Source organism: Streptomyces sp. DT190, from assembly GCF_049846985.1.
Classification (GTDB): Bacteria; Actinomycetota; Actinomycetes; order Streptomycetales; family Streptomycetaceae; genus Streptomyces.
Genome location: NZ_JBNCNM010000016.1, coordinates 157,224 through 178,341, shown reverse-complemented (window position 1 = coordinate 178,341; position 21,118 = coordinate 157,224). Strand labels below are relative to the sequence as shown.

Below are 21,118 nucleotides of genomic sequence, written 5' to 3'. Positions count from 1 at the left end.
GGACGGCCACGGGACCTCGGAAACGGGTGAGGAACGCATGAGCGATGAGGACAAGCTCCTCGGCTACCTGAAGAAGGTCACGGCCGATCTCCACCAGACGCGACAGCGGCTGGCGGCGGCCGAGGCCCGCGAGAAGGAACCCATAGCGATCGTCGCGATGGGCTGCCGCTTCCCCGGTGGCGTGTCCGGCCCCGACGACCTGTGGCGGCTGCTGGAGGACGGCACCGACGCGATGACCGACTGGCCGCGCGACCGCGGCTGGGACGTCGAGTCGCTCTACGACCCGGAACCGGGCACGCCCGGCCGCAGCTACACCCGCACCGGCGGGTTCATCGACCGGGTCGCCGACTTCGACGCCTCCTTCTTCGGGATCTCCCCGCGCGAGGCCGTCGGCACCGACCCGCAGCAGCGGCTGCTGCTGGAGATCTGCTGGGAGGCCCTGGAACGCGCCGGCATCGACCCGCTCGCCCTGCGCGGCAGCCGCACCGGTGTGTTCTCCGGCACCAACCTGCAGGACTACCCCGCCCTGCTCGCCCACTCCGACAACGCCGGCGACGACGGTGTCGGCAACTCGCCCAGCGTGCTCTCCGGGCGCATCTCGTACACCCTGGGCCTGGAGGGGCCGGCCGTGTCCGTGGACACCGCCTGCTCCTCCTCCCTGGTCACCCTGCACCTGGCCGCGCAGGCGCTGCGCGCGGGGGAGTGCGACCTGGCCCTGGCCGGCGGCGTCACCGTCATGTCGACGCCGACGATCTTCCTGGAGTTCAGCCGCCAGCGCGGGCTGTCCCCGGACGGACGCTGCCGGGCCTTCGCCGACGCGGCCGACGGCACCGCCTGGGGCGAGGGCGCCGGTGTCCTCGTCGTCGAGCGGCTGGCCGACGCCCGCCGCAACGGCCACCCCGTCCTCGCCGTGCTGCGCGGCTCCGCCGTCAACCAGGACGGCGCCTCCAACGGCCTGACCGCACCCAACGGGCCGTCCCAGGAACGCGTCATCTGGCAGGCCCTGCGCTCCGCCGGGCTCGCCCCCGCCGACGTCGACGCCGTCGAGGCGCACGGCACCGGCACCACCCTCGGCGACCCGATCGAGGCACAGGCACTCCTCGCCACCTACGGCCAGGACCGGCCCGCCGACCGGCCGCTGCTGCTCGGCTCGGTGAAGTCCAACATCGGCCACACCCAGGCCGCCGCCGGAGTCGCCGGCGTCATCAAGACCGTCCTCGCCCTGCGCGCCGGCCGCCTGCCGGCCACCCTGCACGTCGACCGGCCCAGCCGGCACGTCGACTGGAGCGCGGGCCACGTCGAACTGCTCACCGAGGCCCGCGACTGGCCCAGCACCGGCGACCGGCCGCGCCGCGCCGCGGTCTCCTCCTTCGGCGTCAGCGGCACCAACGCCCACGTCATCCTCGAACAGGCCCCCGAGCCGGACACGGACGAGACGGCCGCGCCGGCCGACGACACCCCCCGCGCCCGCGCCTTCCCCGTCTCCGGCCGCACCGCCGCCGCCCTGCGCGCGCAGGCCGCCCGCCTCGCCGCCCACCTGCGGGGCGCCCCCGACGGCACGCCCCGCCCCGCCGACCTGGCCTGGTCCCTGGCCGCCACCCGGCCCGCCCTCGAACACCGGGCCGTGGTCGTCGCCCGCGACCGGGACGATCTCCTGCGCGGCCTGGTCTCACTCGCCGAGGGCACACCCGACGCGGCCGTCGTGCGCGGTGTCGCCGACACCGACGGCGACCCGGTCCTCCTCTTCCCCGGACAGGGCCCCCAGTGGGAGGGCATGGCCACCGAGCTGTACGGGGCCGACCCGCGGTTCCGCCGCTTCTTCGACGAGGCCGCCGCCGCGGTCGAGACGTTCACCGACTACGCGGTCCTCGACGTGCTGCGCCGCGCACCGGGCGCCCCGCCGCTGGAGCGCCTCGACGTCGTCCAGCCCACCCTGTTCGTCGTCTGCGTCGCACTCGCCCGGCTGTGGATGGCCTGCGGAGTGCGCCCCGCCGCGGTGGCCGGGCAGAGCCAGGGCGAGATCGCCGCCGCCCACATCGCCGGCGTCCTCACCCTGGAGGACGCCGCCCGCGTCGTCGTCACCCGCTCCCGGGAACTGACCGCCATCACCGGCCGCGGCGGCATGGTGGCCGTCCCCCTGCCGCTCGCCGAGGTGGAACAGCTCCTGACCCCCTACGAGGGCCGGATCTCGGTGGGTTCGGTCACCGGCCCCCGCTCGGTCACCGTCTCCGGGGACGCCGAACCGCTCGCCGAACTGCTGACCGCCCTCACCGCCGCCGGGGTCCGCGCCCGCCGCGTCCCCGTGGACTACGCCTCCCACTGCGCCCAGGTGGAGGAGGTCCGCGACGCGCTCCTCGCCGGGTTCGCCCCGGTCCGCCCGCGCCCCGCACGGATCCCCTTCCACTCCACCGTCACCGGGGCCCGCGTCGAGGACACCACCACCCTCGACGCCGCCTACTGGTACGACAACGTCCGCCGCCCGGTCCGCTTCGAGACCACCGTGCGGGACCTCGCCGCAGCCGGGCACCGCGTCTTCGTCGAGGCCGGCCCGCACCCCGTCGTCACCACCGCGGTCGGCGACATCCTGGAGGACCTCGGCATCACCGACGGCGCCGTCCTCGGCACCCTGCGCCGCTCCGAAGGCGGACCCGAACGCTTCCTCGCCTCCGCCGCCGCCCTCGCCGTGCGCGGCGGCAGCGTCGACTGGACGGCCGTCCACGACGAGCCCGCGCACCGCGTCGACCTGCCCGTCTACGCCTTCCAACGCCGCCGCTACTGGCCCGCCTTCACCGGCAAGCCGGCCGCGGACACCGCCGCCGGCACCGCGGACGCCCCGTTCTGGCAGGCCGTCGAGGCGGGCGACCTCGACACCCTGGCCGCCGCCCTCGACCTGGACCCGGACACCGTCTCCGCCCTGGCCCCCGCCCTGGCCGGCTACCGCAGGCGCAGCACCGACCGGGCCACCGCCGACCGCTGGCGCTACCGCATCACCTGGCACCCCCTGGCCGACCACCCCGCCCCCGCGCTGACCGGACGCTGGCCGCTGCTGGTGCCCCGCGGCCACGAGGACGGCCCCGAGGCCACCGCGGTCCACGCCGCCCTCACCCGGGCCGGCGCCGACTGCGTCCCGGTCGTCGTCGACACCGCCGCCGACCGCGCCGCCCTCGCCGCCGCCCTGTCCGGCGCGGCCGACGGAGCCCGGGCCGTGCTGTCCCTCCTCGCCCTCGACGACACCCCGCACCCCGGCCACCCGCTGCTGCCGGGCGGATTCGCCGCCACCGTCGCCCTCGTCCAGGCCATGGACGACCTCAACACCCGCCTGCCGGTGTGGTTCCTGACCCGCGGCGCCGTCGCCACCGCGCCCGCAGCGGGCCCCGACCACCCCGCCCAGGCCCTCGTCTGGGGCTTCGGCCGGGTCGTCGCGCTCGAACAGGCCGACTGCTGGGGCGGCCTGGCCGACCTGCCGGCCGACCCGGACGACCGCGCCGCCGACCGGCTGATCGCGGTCCTCGCGGGCACCGACCACGAGGACCAGGTCGCGATCCGCCCCGCCGGCGTCCTCGGCCGCCGCCTGGAACGCGCCGCCACCGGCGGGCTGCCCGCCCGCCGCCGCTGGCAGCCCGGCGGCACCGTCCTGGTCACCGGCGGCACCGGCGCCCTCGGCCGGCACGTCGCCCGCTGGCTCGCCCGCTCCGGCGCCGAGCACCTGCTGCTCGTCAGCCGCTCCGGCCCCGACGCGGAGGGCGCCGCCGGCCTGCTGGAGGAACTCGCCGCCCACGGAACCCGCGCCGAGCTGGCCGCCTGCGACATCGCCGATCCCGACGCCCTCGGCTCCCTGCTCGCCGCCATCCCCGCCGACCGGCCCCTGACCGCCGTCTTCCACACCGCGGCCGTCCTCGACGACGGCGTCATCGGCTCCCTCACCCCCGACCGGCTCGCCGAGGTCCTGCGGGTCAAGGTCGGCGGCGCCCTCAACCTCGACGCCGCCACCGCCGGACTCGACCTGTCCGCGTTCGTGCTGTTCTCCTCCTCCTCGGGCGTCTTCGGCAGCCCCGGACACGGCAACTACGCTCCCGGCAACGCCTTCCTCGACGCCCTCGCCGAGGACCGCCGCGCCCGCGGGCTGCCCGCCACCGCCGTCGCCTGGAGCGGCTGGGCCGACGGCGGCATGGCCTCCGGCACCGTCGGCGAACGCCTCCAGCGGCACGGCGTACGCCTGATGGACCCCGCCGTCGCGGTCACCGCCCTCCAGGACGCCCTCGACCACGACGACACGGCGCTGGTCGTCACCGACATCGACTGGGAGGTCTTCGGCGCCGAACTCGCCAAGGGCCGTCCCCGGCGCCTGTACGCCGCCCTGCCCGACCTCGAGCGCCTGCGGGCGAACCGGCCCGCGCCCGGCGCCGGCGACCCGGACACGGCGGACACCGAGGGCGGGCTCCCCGCCCAGCTCGCCGCCCTCTCCGACGCGGACCGCAGGCACGCCCTGCTGCACCTCGTCCGCGCCCACATCGCCTACGTCCTCAACCACCCGAGCCCCGACGACGTCGAACCCGCCCGCGCCTTCCGCGAACTCGGCTTCGACTCCCTCACCGCCGTCGAACTGCGCAACACCCTCGGCGAGGCGACCGGCATGAGGCTGCCCGCCACCCTCGTCTACGACTACCCGACCCCGGCCGCGCTCGCCGAACACCTCGACCAGCAACTCGCCCCCCGGCAAGGGCTCCCCGTCTCCGGCGCCGGCCCCGCCGGGCCGCGCACGGACACCGCCGACGACCCCGTCGTGATCGTCGGCATGGCCTGCCGCTTCCCCCGCGGCGCGGACACCCCCGAGCGGTTCTGGCAGCTCCTGGCCGACGGCACCGACGTGATGGGCCCCTTCCCGCAGGACCGGGACTGGGACCTGGAGTCCCTGTACGACCCCGAGCCCGGACGGGCCGGCCGCACCTCCACGCTCACCGGCGGTTTCCTCGACGGCTTCGCGGACTTCGACCCGGGCGTGTTCAACATCTCGCCGCGCGAGGCCCTCGCCATGGACCCGCAGCAGCGGCTGCTGCTGGAGATGGCGTGGGAGACGTTCGAGCGGGCCGGGATCGACCCGCGCGCGCTGCGCGGCAGCCGCACCGGTGTCTTCGCCGGCACCAACTACCAGGACTACACCTCCCGCCCGATCGCACCGGGCGACGAGGTCGGAGCCCACCTGGGCACCGGCAACTCCGCCAGTGTCATGTCGGGCCGGCTGTCGTACACCTTCGGCCTGGAGGGCCCGGCGGTCACCGTCGACACCGCCTGCTCGTCCTCCCTGGTGGCCTTGCACCTGGCCGCACGGTCGCTGCGGGCGGGGGAGTGCGACCTCGCCCTCGCGGGCGGAGTCACCGTGATGTCGACGCCCGGCCTGTTCGTGGACTTCAGCCGTCAGCAGGGGCTGGCGGCCGACGGGCGGTGCAAGGCGTTCGCGGACGCGGCGGACGGGACCGGGTTCTCCGAGGGCGGCGGTCTGCTGCTGGTGGAGCGGTTGTCGGACGCGCGCCGGCTGGGGCATCGCGTACTGGCGGTGGTGAAGGGCAGCGCGGTCAACCAGGACGGCGCGTCCAACGGTCTGAGCGCGCCGAACGGCCCCTCCCAGCAGCGGGTGATCCGGGCCGCGCTCGCGGACGCCGGGCTGTCGGCGGCCGAGGTGGACGCGGTGGAGGCGCACGGCACGGGCACGCGGCTGGGTGACCCGATCGAGGCGCAGGCCCTGCTCGCCACCTACGGCCGCGATCGTCAACGGCCCCTGTGGCTGGGTTCGGTGAAGTCGAATGTCGGTCACACGCAGGCGGGTGCCGGTGTGGCGGGTGTGATGAAGATGGTGCTGGCGATGGAGCACGGTGTGCTGCCGGCGACGTTGCACGTGGACGCGCCGTCCTCGCACGTGGACTGGGAGCAGGGCGCGGTCGAGCTGCTGACCGAGGCACGGGAGTGGACCGTGCCGGGGGACCGGCCGCGGCGTGCGGGTGTGTCGTCGTTCGGGATCAGCGGCACCAACGCGCACGTCGTCCTCGAAGCCGCCCCCGAACAGCCCGCCGCCGATACGGAGGGGAAGCCGTCCGGCGACGTCCCCTGGGTCGTCAGCGGCCGCGACCCGCGTGCCCTGCGCGACCAGGCCCGCCGCCTGCTCGACCACGTGAGCGCGCACCCCGGCGTGGCCCCGGCCGACACCGCCCTCGCCCTGGCCACCACCCGTACCGCCTTCCCCCACCGCGCCGTCCTCGTCGGCGCGGGCCAGGACGACCTCACCGCCCAGCTCCGGGCCCTCGCCGACGGCACCCCGCTGCCGGCCACCGTCACCGGCACCGCCCGCACCGGCGGACGCACCGCCTTCCTGTTCACCGGACAGGGCGCCCAGCGCCCCGGCATGGGCCGTGAACTGCACGCCGCCTTCCCGGTGTTCGCCGACGCCTTCGACGCCGTGTGCGCCCGCGTCCCCGGCCTGCGCGAGGCCGTGTTCGGGGACGACGCCGACCTCGTGCACCGCACCGAGTACGCCCAGCCCGCCCTTTTCGCCTTCGAGGTCGCGCTGTTCCGGCTGCTGGAGTCGCTCGGCGTACGCCCCGACGTGCTCGCGGGCCACTCCATCGGAGAGATCGCCGCGGCCCACGTGGCCGGCGTGTTCTCCCTCGACGACGCCTGCGCCCTGGTGGCCGCCCGCGGACGCCTGATGCAGGCCCTCCCGCCGGGCGGCGCGATGGCCGCCGTGCGGGCCACCGAGGCCGAGGTGGCGCCCCTGCTGGCCGGACGGGAGGACGAGATCGGCGTCGCCGCCCTCAACGGGCCCGGTGACACCGTCGTCTCCGGCACCGAGGACGCCGTGACGGAGGTCTGCGCGCACTTCGCCCGGCTGGGCCGGCGCGCCACCCGGCTGCGGGTCGGCCACGCCTTCCACTCGCCCCTGATGGAGCCGGTGCTCGAGGAGTTCCGGGCCGTCGTCACCGGACTCTCCTACGCCGAGCCGGCCCTGCCCGTCGTGTCGACCGGGACCGGCTCGGCCGCGGAACCCGGCCTGCTCACCGACCCCGAGTACTGGGTACGGCACGTCAGGCGCCCGGTCCGGTTCCACGACGCCCTGCTGCGCCTGCGCGACCTCGGAACGCGCCGCTTCCTGGAGGTGGGCCCCGACAGCCGGCTCACCGCCCTCGCCGAGGCGGCCCTCGCCGAGGCGGAGCCCGAGGCCGCGCCGGACGCGGTGTTCACCGCCGCCGTCCTGCGCGACCAGCCCGAACGACGCCGGCTGCTCACCGCGGTCGCCACCCTCTTCGCCCACGGCACCGACCCCGACTGGGCGGCGCTGCTGCCCGGCGCCCGGCCCGTGCCCCTGCCCACGTACGCCTTCCAGCGGCAGCGCTACTGGCTGCCCACCGTGCCGGCCGGCGCGGTCGCCGCAGCCGGCGGAGCCGACCCCGCCGGTCACCCGTTCCTCGACGCCGAGATCACCCGGGCGGGCTCGCAGGAGCTGCTGTTCACCGGGCGACTGTCCACGCGCACCCAGCCCTGGCTCGCCGACCACGCCGTCCTCGGGCAGGTCATCCTGCCCGCCACCGGCTTCCTCGACCTCGCCGTACACGTCGGCGACCGGGCCGGCTGCGGCCACCTGAGCGAACTCACCCTGCTCAGCCCGCTCGCCGTACCGGAGCGGGGAGCCGTCCCCGTCCAGGTCACCGTCGACGCCCCCGACGAGTCCGGGCGCCGCTCCTTCGGCATCTGGTCACGGCCCGCCGGGGACGGGACGGACTGGCGCCCCCACGCCCGGGGCGTCCTCGCCCCGCAGGTCCCCTCCCCGCCGACGGGCGACCTGGCCGCCTGGCCGCCGCCCGGCGCCGCCGTCGTCTCCGACACGGACCCCTACGCCGCCTTCGCCGCGGCCGGTTTCGACTACGGGCCCGGCTTCCGCGGGCTGCGCACCGTGTGGCAGCGCGGCGAGGAGGTCTTCGCCGAGGTCGAACTGCCCGAGCCGTACCGGGAGGACGCCGCCCGCCACGGCCTGCACCCCGCGCTCCTGGACGCCGCCGTCCAGGCGCTCCTGGTGCGGCGCCCGGGAGTACCGGCGGACGAACCCGCCGCGCCCATGCTGCCGTTCGCCTGGACCGGGCTCACCCTGCACGCCACCGGCGCCACCGCGCTGCGGGTGCGGCTGGCCCCCGCCGGGCACGACCACGGCTACTCCGTCCTCGTCACCGACACCACCGGGCAGCCGGTCGCCACCGCCGACGCGATCACCCTGCGCGCGGTGAGCCCCGCCGAGGGCCCGGACCGGGCCGAACTGCTGCGCCTGGACTGGCGGGAGACCCTGCCGCTGCCGGCCGCGCCGCGCGCGGAGTCGGTGCGCTGGATCGTCCTCGGCACCGGTGACGACCGCGTCGCCGCCGCCCTCGACGGGGCCGGCGTGCACCTGGAGACCTACGCCGACCTGGAGGCCCTGGCCAAGGCGGTCGACACCGGCATGACCATGCCCGAACTGGTCCTGGTGGCCCCCGAACCCGGCCGCCCCGACGGTCACGCGGCACCCGACGCGGTACGGGGCCTGCTGACCCGGGTGCACGAGCTGATGTGCGGCTGGCTGGCCGACGACCGGTTCGCCGGCTCCCGGCTGGTCCTCGTCACCCGCGCCGCCGTCACCGCCGGCCCGGTCACCGCGTCTGCCGGGGCGGCCCTGCCGGACGTCGCCGGCGCCGCCCTGTGGGGACTGGTGCGCTCCGCGCAGGCCGAGCACCCCGGACGGTTCCAGCTGCTGGACCTGCCCGGCGAGCCCACGGACGCCGACGACCGGGCGCTGCTCGCCGCGGTCGCCGCCGGCCACCCGCACGGCGCCGTCCGCGACGGACGCCTCCTGCACCCCGACGTCGCCCCCGCCGCCACCGGCCCCACCACGCCTGGCCTGGCCGCCGGAACCGTCCTGGTCACCGGCGCCACCGGCACCCTCGGCCGGGCCGTCGCCCGGCACCTGGTCACCCGGCACGGCGTGCGCTCCCTGCTGCTGACCGGCCGCCGCGGCCCCGCCGCCGACGGCGCCGACACCCTGGTCGCCGAACTGACCGCACTGGGAGCCAGGGTCCGGCTGGAGGCCTGCGACGTCGCCGACCGCGCCGACGTCACCCGCCTGCTGAGCCGGCTGCCCGACGACGCGCCGCTCACGGGCGTCGTCCACGCGGCCGGCGTCACCGACGACGCCGTGCTCACCGCCCTCGACCCGGGCCGTCTGGACACCGTGCTGCGGCCCAAGGCGGACGGCGCCCGGCACCTGCACGACGCCACCGCGCACCTCGGCCCGACGGCGTTCGTGCTGTTCTCCTCCGCGGCCGGCACCTTCGGCGCGCCCGGCCAGGCCAACTACGCGGCCGCGAACGCCTTCCTCGACGGGCTCGCCGCCCATCGGCACGCCCTCGGGCTGCCCGCCGTCTCCGTCGCCTGGGGACTGTGGGACGGCGACAGCGGCATGACCTCCCGGCTGTCCGCCACCGACCGCGGCCGGCTGGCCCGCGGCGGACTGCGCCCGCTGGCCACCGACGAGGCCCTCGCCCTGCTGGACGACGCGCTGACCGCCACGGACCCCGCGGTGATCGCCGTACGCACCGGCTCGGGCACCGCGGGAGTACGCGCGCTGCTCCGCCCCGCCCCCACCGCCCCGGCCCGCCGCACCGTCGAGGCCGGGTCCACCGGTGGACCGGTCACCTCGCGCCTGCTCGCCGGCACCACGCCCGAGGAGGGCCGCGCCCGCCTGCTCGGACTGGTCCGCGACCTGGCCGCCACCGTGCTGGGCCACCCCTCGGCCGACGCGGTCGAACCCGACCGCCTCTTCACCGAGCAGGGCTTCGACTCCCTGACGGTGGTGGAACTGCGCAACCACCTCGCCTCGGCGACCGGTCTCACCCTGCCCCCCACCCTGCTGTTCGACCACGCCACCCCCGAGGCGCTCGCCGCCCACCTGCACCAGCGCCTCGACACGGAGCCGCAGCAGGCCGCCGCACCCGCCGGCGGCCCGGCTCCGGCCGGCCCGCCGGTCCGCGCCGAGGACACGATCGGCGGCCTGTTCAAGGCGGCCTGCCTGGACGGCCGGGTGGACGACGGCTTCACGCTGCTCCAGGCGGCGGCCGGACTGCGCCCCACCTTCACCGCCCCGGCCGACCTGCCGTCCGTCCCGGAGGCCATCCGCCTGTCGGCCGGCGACGCCGCCGCACCCCTGGTGTGCTTCAGCTCCTACGTCGCCCTCGCCGGCGTCCACCAGTACGCCCGGTTCGCCTCCCGCTTCCGCGGCCGGCGCGACGTGTGGGCGCTGCCCACCCAGGGTTTCGGCGCCGGGGAGCCGCTGCCCGCCACCTTCGACGCGGTGGCCGACCTGCACGCCGACGCCGTACACCGCACCGTCGGCGACACCCCGGCGGTCCTGCTCGGCTCCTCCTCCGGCGGCGTACTGGCCCTGTCCGCGGCCCGGCGCCTGCAGGAGCGCGGCGCGGCACCGGCCGCCGTCGTCCTGCTGGACACCTACATGCCGCGGGCCGACTCGCCGTTCCTGCGCTTCTCCCAGCAGATGCTGAGCGGCATGTTCGAACGGGAGTCGATGTTCGCGCACATGGACACCGACCGGCTGACCGCCATGAGCTGGTACGTGGCGCTCATCGGCGAATGGGAGCCGGGCCCGCTCGACTGCCCGGTCCTGCTGGTGCGTTCCAGCGAACCGCCGGTGCCCCCGGCTCCCGGGGAGGAGCTGCCCGCGCACGAGTGGCAGACGTCCTGGGACCGGGCCCACACCGTGCTCGACGTCCCCGGCAACCACTTCACCATGATGGAGGCGCACGCCCGCTCCACCGCCGACGCCACCGACGGCTGGCTGACCGGCCTCGGCGCCTGACGCGGGTCCGAGGACACAGCGCAAGGGCCCGCCCCCTCGGATGGGGGGCGGGCCCTTGCGTCGTGCCGCGCGGTCACTCGGCCCAGTGCGGCACCTCGGTGACCGTGACCACGGCCGCGCTGCACAGCCAGCCGGGCCCCTGGGACACCAGCAGCACGTGGTCGCCGGGGGACACCGCCCGGGTGCGGACCAGGTGCTCCAGCGTGATGAACACGTCCGCGCCGCCCACGTGCCCCACCGCCCGGCCGAAGTCCCAGCTGCACCGGTCCATCGTCAGCCCCAGCGGCATCATGATCGAGTACTCGATCATCCGGCCGTCCATGTTGATGGGGACGACCTTCGCCAGGTCCGAGGCGTTGATCCCGGCGTCCACCAGGGAACGCTGGATGATGTCCAGGTCGAACAGGGTCAGCTTCTCCATCGTCTCCGACAGCGGCATCTCGCGTTCGGTGAACCGCTGCGCCCGCTCGGCCATGTCGGACATCGACCCGGCGCCCTCGCGCAGCACCAGCGGACCGTCACCGCGGTGCCACTTCTCCAGCTCGTGCAGCACCCCGGAGTTCAGCGAGCGCACCTCGGCGAACCCGCCCTCGTCGCTGACCAGCGCCGCCGCCGCGCCGTCCCCGAGGATGTACGCCTGCCCGAAGCCCCGCCAGCGGTCCATGGTGGGGGAGGAGAAGTTCTCACCCGTCGTCAGCAGCACCGACCCCGCCTCGGCGGCCCCCGTGAGCTTGCCGATCGCCACCTCCAGCGCGCTGAGCATGCCGTCGCAGCCCTGCTGGAGGAAGAGCGCGGGCAGCCGTCCCAGCCCCAGCTCCCGCAGGATGTAGCCGGGCGGGTACGCGCCTTCGGGTGCCTGGTAGTGGACCGCGCTGTGAATGTGCGCCCCCAGGTCCTCCGGGTCGATCTTCGAGCGGTCCAGCGCGATCCGCGCCGCCGACACCGCCAGGTCCATCGCCGGTACGTCCCCCGCGACATGCGCCCCGGTCAGGCCGTTCGCGGCCTGGATCTCCGCGTCCAGCCGGCCCTCGGCCACCGCCTGCTCGGCACTGGCCCAGGCGGGCAGCACCACGCCCAGCGACTCGACGTACACGTTCTCGACACGCATCTCTTCCTCCTCCTGGCCGGCCTGTCGGGCCGACCTCCATGGGCGGCGTCGAACACGGCACCGGGCGGCAGCGCACCCCTCGGTGCCCTGCCGCCCGGCGTCGGCTCGCCTCAGCCGGCGAGCAGTTCCTCCCGCAGATGACGGGCCAGCCCCGCCGGTGTCGCGAAGTCGAAGACCACCGACGCCGGCAGCGACAGCCCGGTTGCCGACTCCAGTGCGTTGCGCGCGGTCAGCGCGGTCAGCGAGTCGAAGCCCAGATCGCGGATCTCCTGGTCGGCGGGCACCTGTCCGGCGCCCGCGCGGCCCAGCGCCTCCGCGAAGTGCCCGCGCACCAGACGCAGCAGGATCTCCTCCTGCTCGGCGCCCGTGAGCGCGGCCAGGCGGTGCCGCAGCCCGCCGGGGTCGGCGACCGCGTCGCGCGCGGCCCGCCGCACCGTGCCCGGTGCGAGGCCGCGCAGCAGCGCGGCGCTCGCCGTGAGGGGCGCGGCGGTACGCGGGCGCGGTATCCCGGGCCGCTCGGCGGTGAGCGCCGGCCGTCCGGCGCCGACGGCCGCGGCGAACAGGTCGGCGGCCTCCTCCGGCGGTCCGGCCGGGCCGCGCACCGACACGGCCGCCACCCCCGCCTCCCGCAGCCGGCGGGCGCAGACGTCGAACACCGCCGCGACCGCCGCGTCCGCGGGCCCCGCCTCGCGCGGGCCGGGCGTGGCGAACACCACGGACGTCACCGCGGCGGTGGGTGCCGAGCGGACCAGTTCCAGTGCCGGGTCCACGACGGGGCGCAGCGCGGCGTCCACGTCGGCGTCCCGCTCGGCCCGTACGGAAGCGGCGAACACCACGGTCGCGGGACCGGCGTCGAGCAGTGCCCGGACGGATCCGGCCGGGTCGCCGGGCTCCCACGGCACCGGATCGCCGTCCCACGGCACCGGATCGCCGGCCCCGGTGGCCGCCGGCATCCGGTCGGCCGCGTTCTTCGCGTACGGGCCCGCCAGCAGCGGCCGGTGCCCGGGCCACACGGCCGGCAGGAACGCCGCCGGACCCGCCTCCTCGCCCGCGGCGAACAGCGCGACCCGCCCGGCCGGGGGGCCGTCGGGCACCGCCACCGGCAGCCGGGCCGCTCGCGGCCGGCGGACCTCGCCGCCGCGCAGCGCGAGTCGGGGCTCGCCCGAGGCGACCGCGGCCTCCACCCGCCGCCAGGAGCGTTTGACGGCGTCGGTCTCGATCAGCGCGATCCGGCCCGGCGCCCGGTCCTGGACCGCGCCGACCAGACCCCACACGGCGGCGGCCGCCGGGTCCGGCGGCACGCCGTCCTCCCGGGCGGCGAGGGCGCCGCGGGTCAGCACGACGAGACGGCTGTGCGCGAAGCGGGGACCGGCCCAGTGCCGCACCCAGCCCAGCGCCTCGTCGACGGCCGCGCGCACCGCGTCGGCGGACGACGGTCCCTCCGCCGTTCCGGCCGGCGAGACGACCACCACGTCCGGTACCGGGGCGCCCTCCTCCACCGCGGACAGCAGCTCCGGCAGACCGGGCTGGATCTCGCAGTAGCGGCCGGCCGACATCAGCCCCGAGCGGGCCCCCAGCGCGTCCGCGCCGACGACCGTCCAGCGCTCCTGCCGCGGCGGCGTGCGGGGCAGGTCGAAGACGTCCCACACCTCCTCGAACAGGCCGTCCTGCTGGGCCGCGGACGCCGCCCGGACGGCAGCGCGGGCCGACGGCGCGAACGTCACCGAGCGCGCCGTCAGCACCGGGTCCCCGGCACCGTCCGAGGCGTCCACCGACCAGGTCCCGTCCGCCGCGGCCCGCAGCCGCACCCGCAGCACCGACGCGTCCACCGCGTACAGGGACACCTCGCGCCAGGACACCGCGGTCTCCGGTTCCGGTGACCGTCCGACCGCGGCCGCGAACGCCGCCTCCAGCAGCGCCGGGTGCGCCTCGAACCCGTCCCGCGCCGTAGTCCAGTCCGGCAGCGACACCTCCACGAACACCTCGTCGTCCCGCCGCCACACCGTGCCCGGCACCCGGCCGTCCGGCTCGGCGTCACCGGCGCTGTCGCGGCGGGCGCCCTGCGGAGGCCACACGGCCACCGGATCGTCCGGCTCCGGCAGGGCGACGGGCGCCACCGCGCCCGACGCGTGCCGGGCCCACGGGCGGCCCGCGGCGCCGTGCGCGTCCCGCCGTCCGTGCACCTCCACGCGCCGCACACCGGCACCGTCCGCCGCACCCACGGTCACCCGCAGCTGCACACCCTCCTCGCGGGGCACCACCAGCGGCTCGTCTGCCGAGAGCTCGACCACGCGCGCGCAGCCGGCCCGGCCCGCCGCGTACAGCACCAGCTCCAGCAGCGCGGATCCGGCAACGACCGTGCCGCCGCCGGTCCGCCGCAGCAGCGAGGGGTCGGTCCCGGCGGCCGTGAGACGGCCGGTGTACACCAGTTCCCGCCGGTCGGGCAGCTCGACGCACGCGGTCAGCAACGGGTGACCGGTGTCGTCCAGGCCCAGGTCGGCGGCGCCGGTGTACCGGCGGGCCGACTCCGCGGCCTGCCGGTTACGGCGCCACAGCAACCGGCCCGCCGCACCGGCCAGTTCCTTGCGGATGACCTTGCCGGCCGGGTTGCGCGGCACCTCGGCGATCTCGTGGATCTCCTCCGGCAGCTTGAACGCCGACAGCCGCTCCCGGCACACGGCCAGCACGGCGTCGACGTCGATCCCGTCCGGGCCCGGCACCAGGTAGGCCGCGGGGACCTCGCCGAGCGACTCGTGCGGGACACCCGCCACGGCCGCGTCGGCCACCCCGGGAGCCGCGGCCAGCGCCTGTTCCACCTCGCGCGGGTGGATGTTCTCCCCGCCGCGGATGATGAGCTCCTTGAGCCGGCCCGTGATCGTCACATAGCCGTCGGCGTCCTGCCGGGCCAGGTCACCGGTGCGGTACCAGCCGTCCGACAGGACGGCGGCGGTCTCCTCCGGCTGCCGGTGGTAGCCCAGCATCAGGGCGGGGCTGGAGACCCAGATCTCCCCCTCGGAACCCGGTTCGACCTCCGCGCGGGTGCGCGGATCGGTCAGCCGCAGCGTCAGCCCGGGCAGCGGCACCCCGCACGAACCCGGCACGTACGGCCCGCCGGGCAGGTTGGTCGTGATGGCGCCGCCGGTCTCGGTGGAGCCGTAGCTGTCCAGCAGCCCGATGCCGAAGGCGGCCCGGAACTCCTCGTGCAGGGACCGCGGGCAGGAGGAGCCCGCCACCATGCACACCCGCAACCGCGGCACCTCCACGGCACCGGAGCGGGCCAGCTCCACCATGTGGTGGAACAGCGTCGGCACGCCCACCAGGAACGTGGCGTCCTCCTCCCGCGCCCGGAGCAGCACCTCCTCGGCCGCCAGCGCGTCGGTGATGCGGGCGCTCGCGCCGACGGCGACCACACCGAGCACGCAGATGTTGTGCGCCACCGCGTGGAAGAGGGGCATCGGCCACACGAGGCGGTCCTGCGGCGACAGCCCCAGCAGCGGGGCGTTGCACGCGGCCGTCGCCCACAGGGAGCCGCGCTGCGTGGAGACGACGCCCTTGGGGCGTCCGGTCGTGCCGGAGGTGTACAGCATCGAGGCCGGCTCGTCCAGGCCCAGGTCGTCGCGGGGCGGGTCGCGCAGCGACCAGGTCGACGCAAGTACCTCCCACCGCGGCAGCGTCTCGTCGCGGGCCTCGGCGAACCCCGGCTCGGAGGCGTCACCGACCAGGATCACCACGACGTCCGGCCGGTCCGCGAGGACCCGGCGCACCTGCGGCAGCTGCGCCGCACCCGTGATGACCACCCGGGCCGCGCAGTCCGCCAGCACATGGGCCAGTTCGGGGTCGGTCGACTGCGGGTTCAGCGGCACCCCCACGCCGGCGGCGCGGGTGACGGCGAGATAGCTTTCCACCGTCTCCACCCGGTTCGGCAGGTAGATCACCGCCGACTCGCCGCGGCCCAGCCCCAGGCCCACCAGGTGCCCGGCGACCCGCGCCGTGCGCCGGTCCAGCTCGGCCCAGGTGACCGAGCGGCGGCCGTCCTTGAAGGCGACGCGGTCCGGCTGCCGGGCCGCGTGCCCGGCGAGCAGTTCGTGCACCGGCCGGATCAGATCCGCCCGGAACGTGGCGTCCGTCATCAGGCCGTCCCCCTCAGGCACCGGCCGCACGGTAGCGGCGCACCGCCAGCGTCCGGCACACCACGGCGATGACCACCGACCAGGTCACCGAGACCAGCACCGGATGCTGCGCGGGCCACGACCCGGTGGCGGCCAGCCCCGGGTTGCCGAACAGCTCGCGGGCCGCCTGCACCGTCGCGCTCAGCGGATTCCACTCGGCGGCCCAGCGCAGCACCGTCGGCAGCGTGGACGGCGCCACGAACGCGTTGGACAGGAACGTCAGCGGGAACAGCCACAGGAAGTTGCTGGTCGCCGCCGCCTCCGGGGCGCGCACCGACAGTCCGACGACGACGCCCACCCACGACAGTGCGTACCCCATGAGCAGCAGCAGCGCGAAGGCCGCCACCGCCCGGAGCACACCGTGGTGGATCCGCCAGCCGACCAGCAGCGCGCAGAGGATCATCACCACGATGACGATCACGTTCTGCACCAGGTCCGCGACCGTGCGCCCGGTCAGCAGCGCGCCGCGCGCCATCGGCAGCGACCGGAACCGGTCCACCATGCCGCTCTGCACGTCGGTGGCCATGCTGACGCTGCTGTTGCTGGCCGTGGCGAACGCGATGGTCTGGGCGAAGAACCCCGGCATCATGAACTCCCGGTAGGCCGCCGGGCCCTCCGCGCCGGGCAGCCCGAAGGAGCCGGCGAACAGGTAGGCGAAGAGCAGCACGAACACCACGGGCTGCACCAGGCTGAGGATCAGCACCTCGGGGATCCGCACCATGCGGAGCACGTTGCGCCGGGTCACCACCAGGACGTCGCGTACGGCCTTGGCGGCCGTACCGGGCTTCAGTTCGGGTACGGCGGGTGCCGCTGCCGACACGTTCATCACTCCTTCTCGCTCGGCGCGCCGACGCCCACCGCGGTCCGTCCGGTGCCCCGGGACACGTTCTCGGTCAGGGCCAGGAAGACCTCGTCCAGGGTGGGGCGGCGCAGCCCGATGTCGGTGATCTCGATGCCCTCGGCGTCCAGCGCGGTGACCACCTCCGCCAGCAGCCGCACCCCGCCCTCGGCCGGTGCGGACACCGTGGCCCGGGGCCGGTCGACGTCCGGGGTGCGGCCGGCGAGCCGGGCCAGCAGCCGTGCGGCGGCGTCGAGTTGCTCGGACCAGGACACGACCAGCTCGATGCGCCGGCCGCCGGCCCTGGCCTTGAGGTCGTGGGGGGTTCCCCGGGCGATGATCCGCCCGTGGTCGACCACCGCGAGGTCCTGGGCGAGCCGGTCGGCCTCCTCCAGGTACTGGGTGGTGAGCAGCAGCGTGGTGCCCTGCCGCACCAAGTCCTCGATGGCGTCCCACAGCAGCAGCCGGCTCGTCGGGTCAAGACCGACCGACGGCTCGTCGAGGAACATCACCGAGGGCCGCACCACCAGCGCGCACGCCAGGTCCAGGCGGCGCCGCATGCCGCCGGAGTAGGTGCCCGACACCCGGTCGGCGGCGCCGGCCAGGTCGAACCGGTCGAGCAGTTCGTCGGCGCGCCGCCGGGCCGAGCGGGAGCGCAGCCCGTACAGCTCGCCGATCATGCGGAGGTTCTCGCGGCCGGTGAGCCGGTCGTCGACGGCGGCGAACTGGCCCGACAGGCCGATCGCGAGCCGCACCGAGTCCGGGTCGCGGACCACTTCGTGACCGGCCACGGTCGCGGTGCCCGCGTCGGGGCGCAGCAGCGTGGTGAGCAGACGCACCATGGTGGTCTTGCCCGCTCCGTTGGGGCCCAGGAGGCCCAGCACGCTGCCTTCCGGTACGTCCAGGTCGACTCCGTCGACGGCCCGGACATCGCCGAAGGTCTTCACCAGACCCGCGGCGTGAATGGCGCCCGCCATGGGCTTCTCCGTCCTTGTGCGCAGGGGTGGGGGTGGGGGAGCCCGGTCGTCAGGTGGCGGCGATCAGCTTCAGTTCCGGGTGTGCGGTGCCGCCCTCGATGGCCGTGGAGGACACGTGCGAGACGACGCGGTCGTCGACGGGGTCGTTCGCCGGGTCGTCGTGCACCACGAGGTGCTCGTAGGTCGTGGAGCGCTGCGCCGGGACCCGGCCCGCGGCGCGGATCAGGTTGATCAGCTCCATCAGGTTGGAGCGGTGCTTGGCGCCCGCGGAGGACACGACGTTCTCCTCGAGCATGACCGAGCCGAGGTCGTCCGCGCCGTAGTGCAGCGAGAGCTGGCCGACCTCCTTGCCGGTGGTCAGCCAGGAGCCCTGGATGTGCGCCACGTTGTCGAGGAACAGGCGCGCGACGGCGATCATGCGCAGGTACTCGAACAGGGTGGCCTGGGTGCGGCCCTTCAGGTGGTTGTTCTCGGGCTGGTAGGTGTACGGGATGAACGCGCGGAAGCCGCCCGTGCGGTCCTGCACGTCCCGGATCATGCGCAGGTGCTCGATGCGCTCGGCGTTGGTCTCACCGGTGCCCATCAGCATCGTGGACGTCGACTCCACGCCCAGGTTGTGCGCGATCTCCATGATCTCCAGCCAGCGCTCGCCGGACTCCTTCAGCGGGGCGATCGCCTTGCGCGGCCGCTCCGGAAGCAGTTCGGCGCCGGCACCGGCGAAGGAGTCGAGGCCCGCGGCGTGGATGCGCTGGATGGCCTCCTCCACGCTGACCTTGGAGATCCGCGCCATGTGCTCGACCTCGGAGGCGCCCAGGCTGTGGATGACGAGCTGCGGGAACTCCTTCTTGATGGCGGCGAAGTGCTTCTCGTAGTACTCGACGCCGTAGTCCGGGTGGTGGCCGCCCTGGAACATGATCTGCGTGCCGCCCAGCTCGACGGTCTCCGCGCAGCGGCGCAGGATGTCGTCGAGGTCGCGGGTCCAGCCCTTGGCGGTGTCCTTCGGCGCGGCGTAGAAGGCGCAGAAGCGGCACGCCGTCACGCAGACGTTCGTGTAGTTGATGTTCCGCTCGATGATGTACGTCGCGATGTGCTCGGTGCCGGCGTACCGGCGGCGGCGCACGGCGTCGGCGGCGGCGCCCAGCGCGTGCAGCGGGGCGTCGCGGTAGAGGTCGAGGGCCTCTTCGGGGGTGATCCGCCCACCGGCGGCAGCACGGTCGAGGACGGACTGGAGGGGATGGTGTGGAGGTCGGGACACGGTGCCGGCCTTTCCGGTGGCGTGGTCGGGGAAGTGATCAGGAAGCAGCGGGTTCGAGCAGCCGGACCACGACGTCGGGCGGGAAGCCCGCGTCGTCTCCGCCGACCCGCTGGGCGAACTCGGAGATGCCGGCGAGCTGGGCCCGGCCGAGGCTGAAGTCGAGAGCGGTGGTGTAGTAGCGCTCCAGCGTCGCGGCGTCGAACTCCTCCCATTGGGCGGCCTGTTCGCACACCTTGGTGACCTCGGCCAGCGACAGGTCGCGCGAGGCGAGCAGGTCGGCGTGGACGCGGTGCACCAGCTCCGGCTCCCGGTCCAGGAAGTCGCGGCGTGCCGCGAAGACGGCGAAGACGAAGGGCAGACCCGTCCAGTCCTTCCACATCCGGCCCAGGTCGTGCACGCGCAGCCCCATCCTCGGTGCCTCGTGCAGGGCCGCGCGCAGCGCCGCGTCACCGATGATCACGGCGGCCTTCGCCTCGGACATCATGGTGCGCAGGTCGGGCGGGCAGACGTAGTAGTCGGGACGCACCCCGACGCGCTCGGCCAGCAGCAGCTGCGCCAGGCGCACGGAGGTGCGGCTGGTCGAGCCCAGCGCGACACGCTGACCGTCGAGGTCCTCCAGCGGCACCTGGCTGACGATCAGGCAGGACATCACGTCGCCGTCGCTGCCGACCGCGATGTCCGGCAGGGCCACCAGGTCGTCCGCGTGCCGCAGGAACTCCAGCAGGCTGATCGGCCCGATGTCGAGGTCGCCCGCGGCCAGCGCGTCGTTGAGGCCGTCCGGGGTGTCGGTGCGCAGCTCCATGTCGAGGAGGGTGCCGGTGCGGGCCAGCCCCCAGAACAGCGGCAGGCAGTTGAGGAACTGGATGTGCCCCACCCGGGGCCGGCGGCGGCGCACCGGGATCGGCACCGGTGCCGGTGCCTCGGGGGCGAGTTGCTCGGTCATGGTGCACAACTCCCGGAACGGGTCGAGGGGGACGGTCGGCGGAGGGAGCCGGCCGCGGGAGGTCAGGCCGGTCCGGTGGTGCGGCCGGCGGCGAAGTGTTCGGTCAGCACGGCCAGTACCTCGCCGGGCCGCTCCGACAGGAAGAAGTGCCCGCCGGAGAAGACGCGCACGTCGCAGTCGCCCTCGGTGTGCCCGCTCCACGCGCGGGCCTCCTCCAGCGAGGTGCGCGGATCCGCGTCCCCGGTCAGCACGGTGACGGGGCAGCGCAGCCGGGCGCCGGGCTCGCAGCGGTAGGTCTCCACGGCCCGGTAGTCGCTGCGGATGGCGGGCAGCACCATGCGCAGCAGTTCCTCGTCCTGGAGGACCTTGGCGTCCGTGCCGGCCAGGGCGCGCAGTTCGGCGACCACACCGTCGTCGTCGAGCGTGTGCACGTGCTCGTCGCGGGTCCTGGAGGGGGCGCGGCGGCCCGACGCGAACAGCCGGACCGGCCCGGCCCCGTTCCGTTCCATCCGCCGGGCCGTCTCGAAGGCGACCAGGGCTCCCATGCTGTGCCCGAAGAAGGTCAGCGGACGGTCGTCCCAGCCGGCCAGCGCCGCCGCCACCCCGTCCGCGAGTTCGGCGACGGAGGCGGGTCCCGGCTCGTTCCGGCGGTCCTGGCGTCCGGGGTACTGGATCGCGAGGACGTCGACCCCGGGGCTCAGCGCGGCGGCGACGGGCACGTAGAAACTGGCCGACCCGCCGGCGTGCGGAAAGCACACCAGACGGCCGGCCGCGTCGGGAGAGGGCCGGAACCTGCGGATCCACAGGTTGGCGGAGAGGGTGGTGCTCATGGGATGTGGGGTGTCCTTCCCGGGTGTCGACGTGCCCGCTCCGCAGGGCAGGGATTCAGCGTGGTGCGCGGGGTGCGGTCAGGAGGGGGGCGGGGCCCGCCGGCCCGCGCAGG

8 protein-coding genes are annotated in these 21,118 nt (G+C 75.6%); 1 reads left to right on the top strand and 7 read right to left on the bottom strand.

Annotated elements, in window-relative coordinates; all coding sequences use genetic code 11:
• Nucleotides 1–67 precede the first annotated feature (67 nt).
• On the top strand, nucleotides 68–10,885 hold the full coding sequence (locus ACPXCS_RS26455; protein ID WP_425951786.1) for a type I polyketide synthase: 10,818 nt from the start codon (nucleotides 68–70) through the stop codon (nucleotides 10,883–10,885).
• Nucleotides 10,886–10,958: 73 nt separating this feature from the next.
• Here ACPXCS_RS26455 and ACPXCS_RS26450 read toward each other — a convergent pair whose 3' ends face one another.
• From ACPXCS_RS26450 to ACPXCS_RS26420, 7 genes are all read right to left on the bottom strand, one after another.
• Complete coding sequence (locus tag ACPXCS_RS26450; RefSeq protein WP_365099786.1) at nucleotides 10,959–11,993, bottom strand: ketoacyl-ACP synthase III family protein; 1,035 nt, start codon at nucleotides 11,991–11,993, stop codon at nucleotides 10,959–10,961.
• 110 nt (nucleotides 11,994–12,103) lie between these two features.
• Entirely contained in the window at nucleotides 12,104–16,144 is a 4,041-nt protein-coding gene (locus ACPXCS_RS26445) for an AMP-binding protein (protein WP_425951780.1), read from the bottom strand.
• On the bottom strand, nucleotides 16,137–16,988 hold the full coding sequence (locus ACPXCS_RS26440) for an ABC transporter permease (protein WP_351366618.1): 852 nt from the start codon (nucleotides 16,986–16,988) through the stop codon (nucleotides 16,137–16,139). Before ACPXCS_RS26440 ends, ACPXCS_RS26445 begins: the two co-directional genes overlap by 8 nt.
• Complete coding sequence (locus tag ACPXCS_RS26435; protein ID WP_425951781.1) at nucleotides 16,988–17,977, bottom strand: ATP-binding cassette domain-containing protein; 990 nt, start codon at nucleotides 17,975–17,977, stop codon at nucleotides 16,988–16,990. Before ACPXCS_RS26435 ends, ACPXCS_RS26440 begins: the two co-directional genes overlap by 1 nt.
• A 49-nt stretch (nucleotides 17,978–18,026) precedes the next feature.
• The gene (mqnC, locus tag ACPXCS_RS26430; protein WP_425951782.1) at nucleotides 18,027–19,232 is read right to left on the bottom strand and encodes a cyclic dehypoxanthinyl futalosine synthase; all 1,206 of its coding nucleotides are present in this window, start codon (nucleotides 19,230–19,232) and stop codon (nucleotides 18,027–18,029) included.
• A 37-nt stretch (nucleotides 19,233–19,269) separates the two neighbouring features.
• Nucleotides 19,270–20,175, bottom strand: a complete 906-nt coding sequence (locus ACPXCS_RS26425; protein ID WP_425951783.1) for a menaquinone biosynthetic enzyme MqnA/MqnD family protein — start codon at nucleotides 20,173–20,175, stop codon at nucleotides 19,270–19,272.
• Between the two features lie 62 nt (nucleotides 20,176–20,237).
• Entirely contained in the window at nucleotides 20,238–21,005 is a 768-nt protein-coding gene (locus ACPXCS_RS26420) for a thioesterase II family protein (RefSeq protein ID WP_425951784.1), read from the bottom strand.
• Nucleotides 21,006–21,118 lie beyond the last annotated feature (113 nt).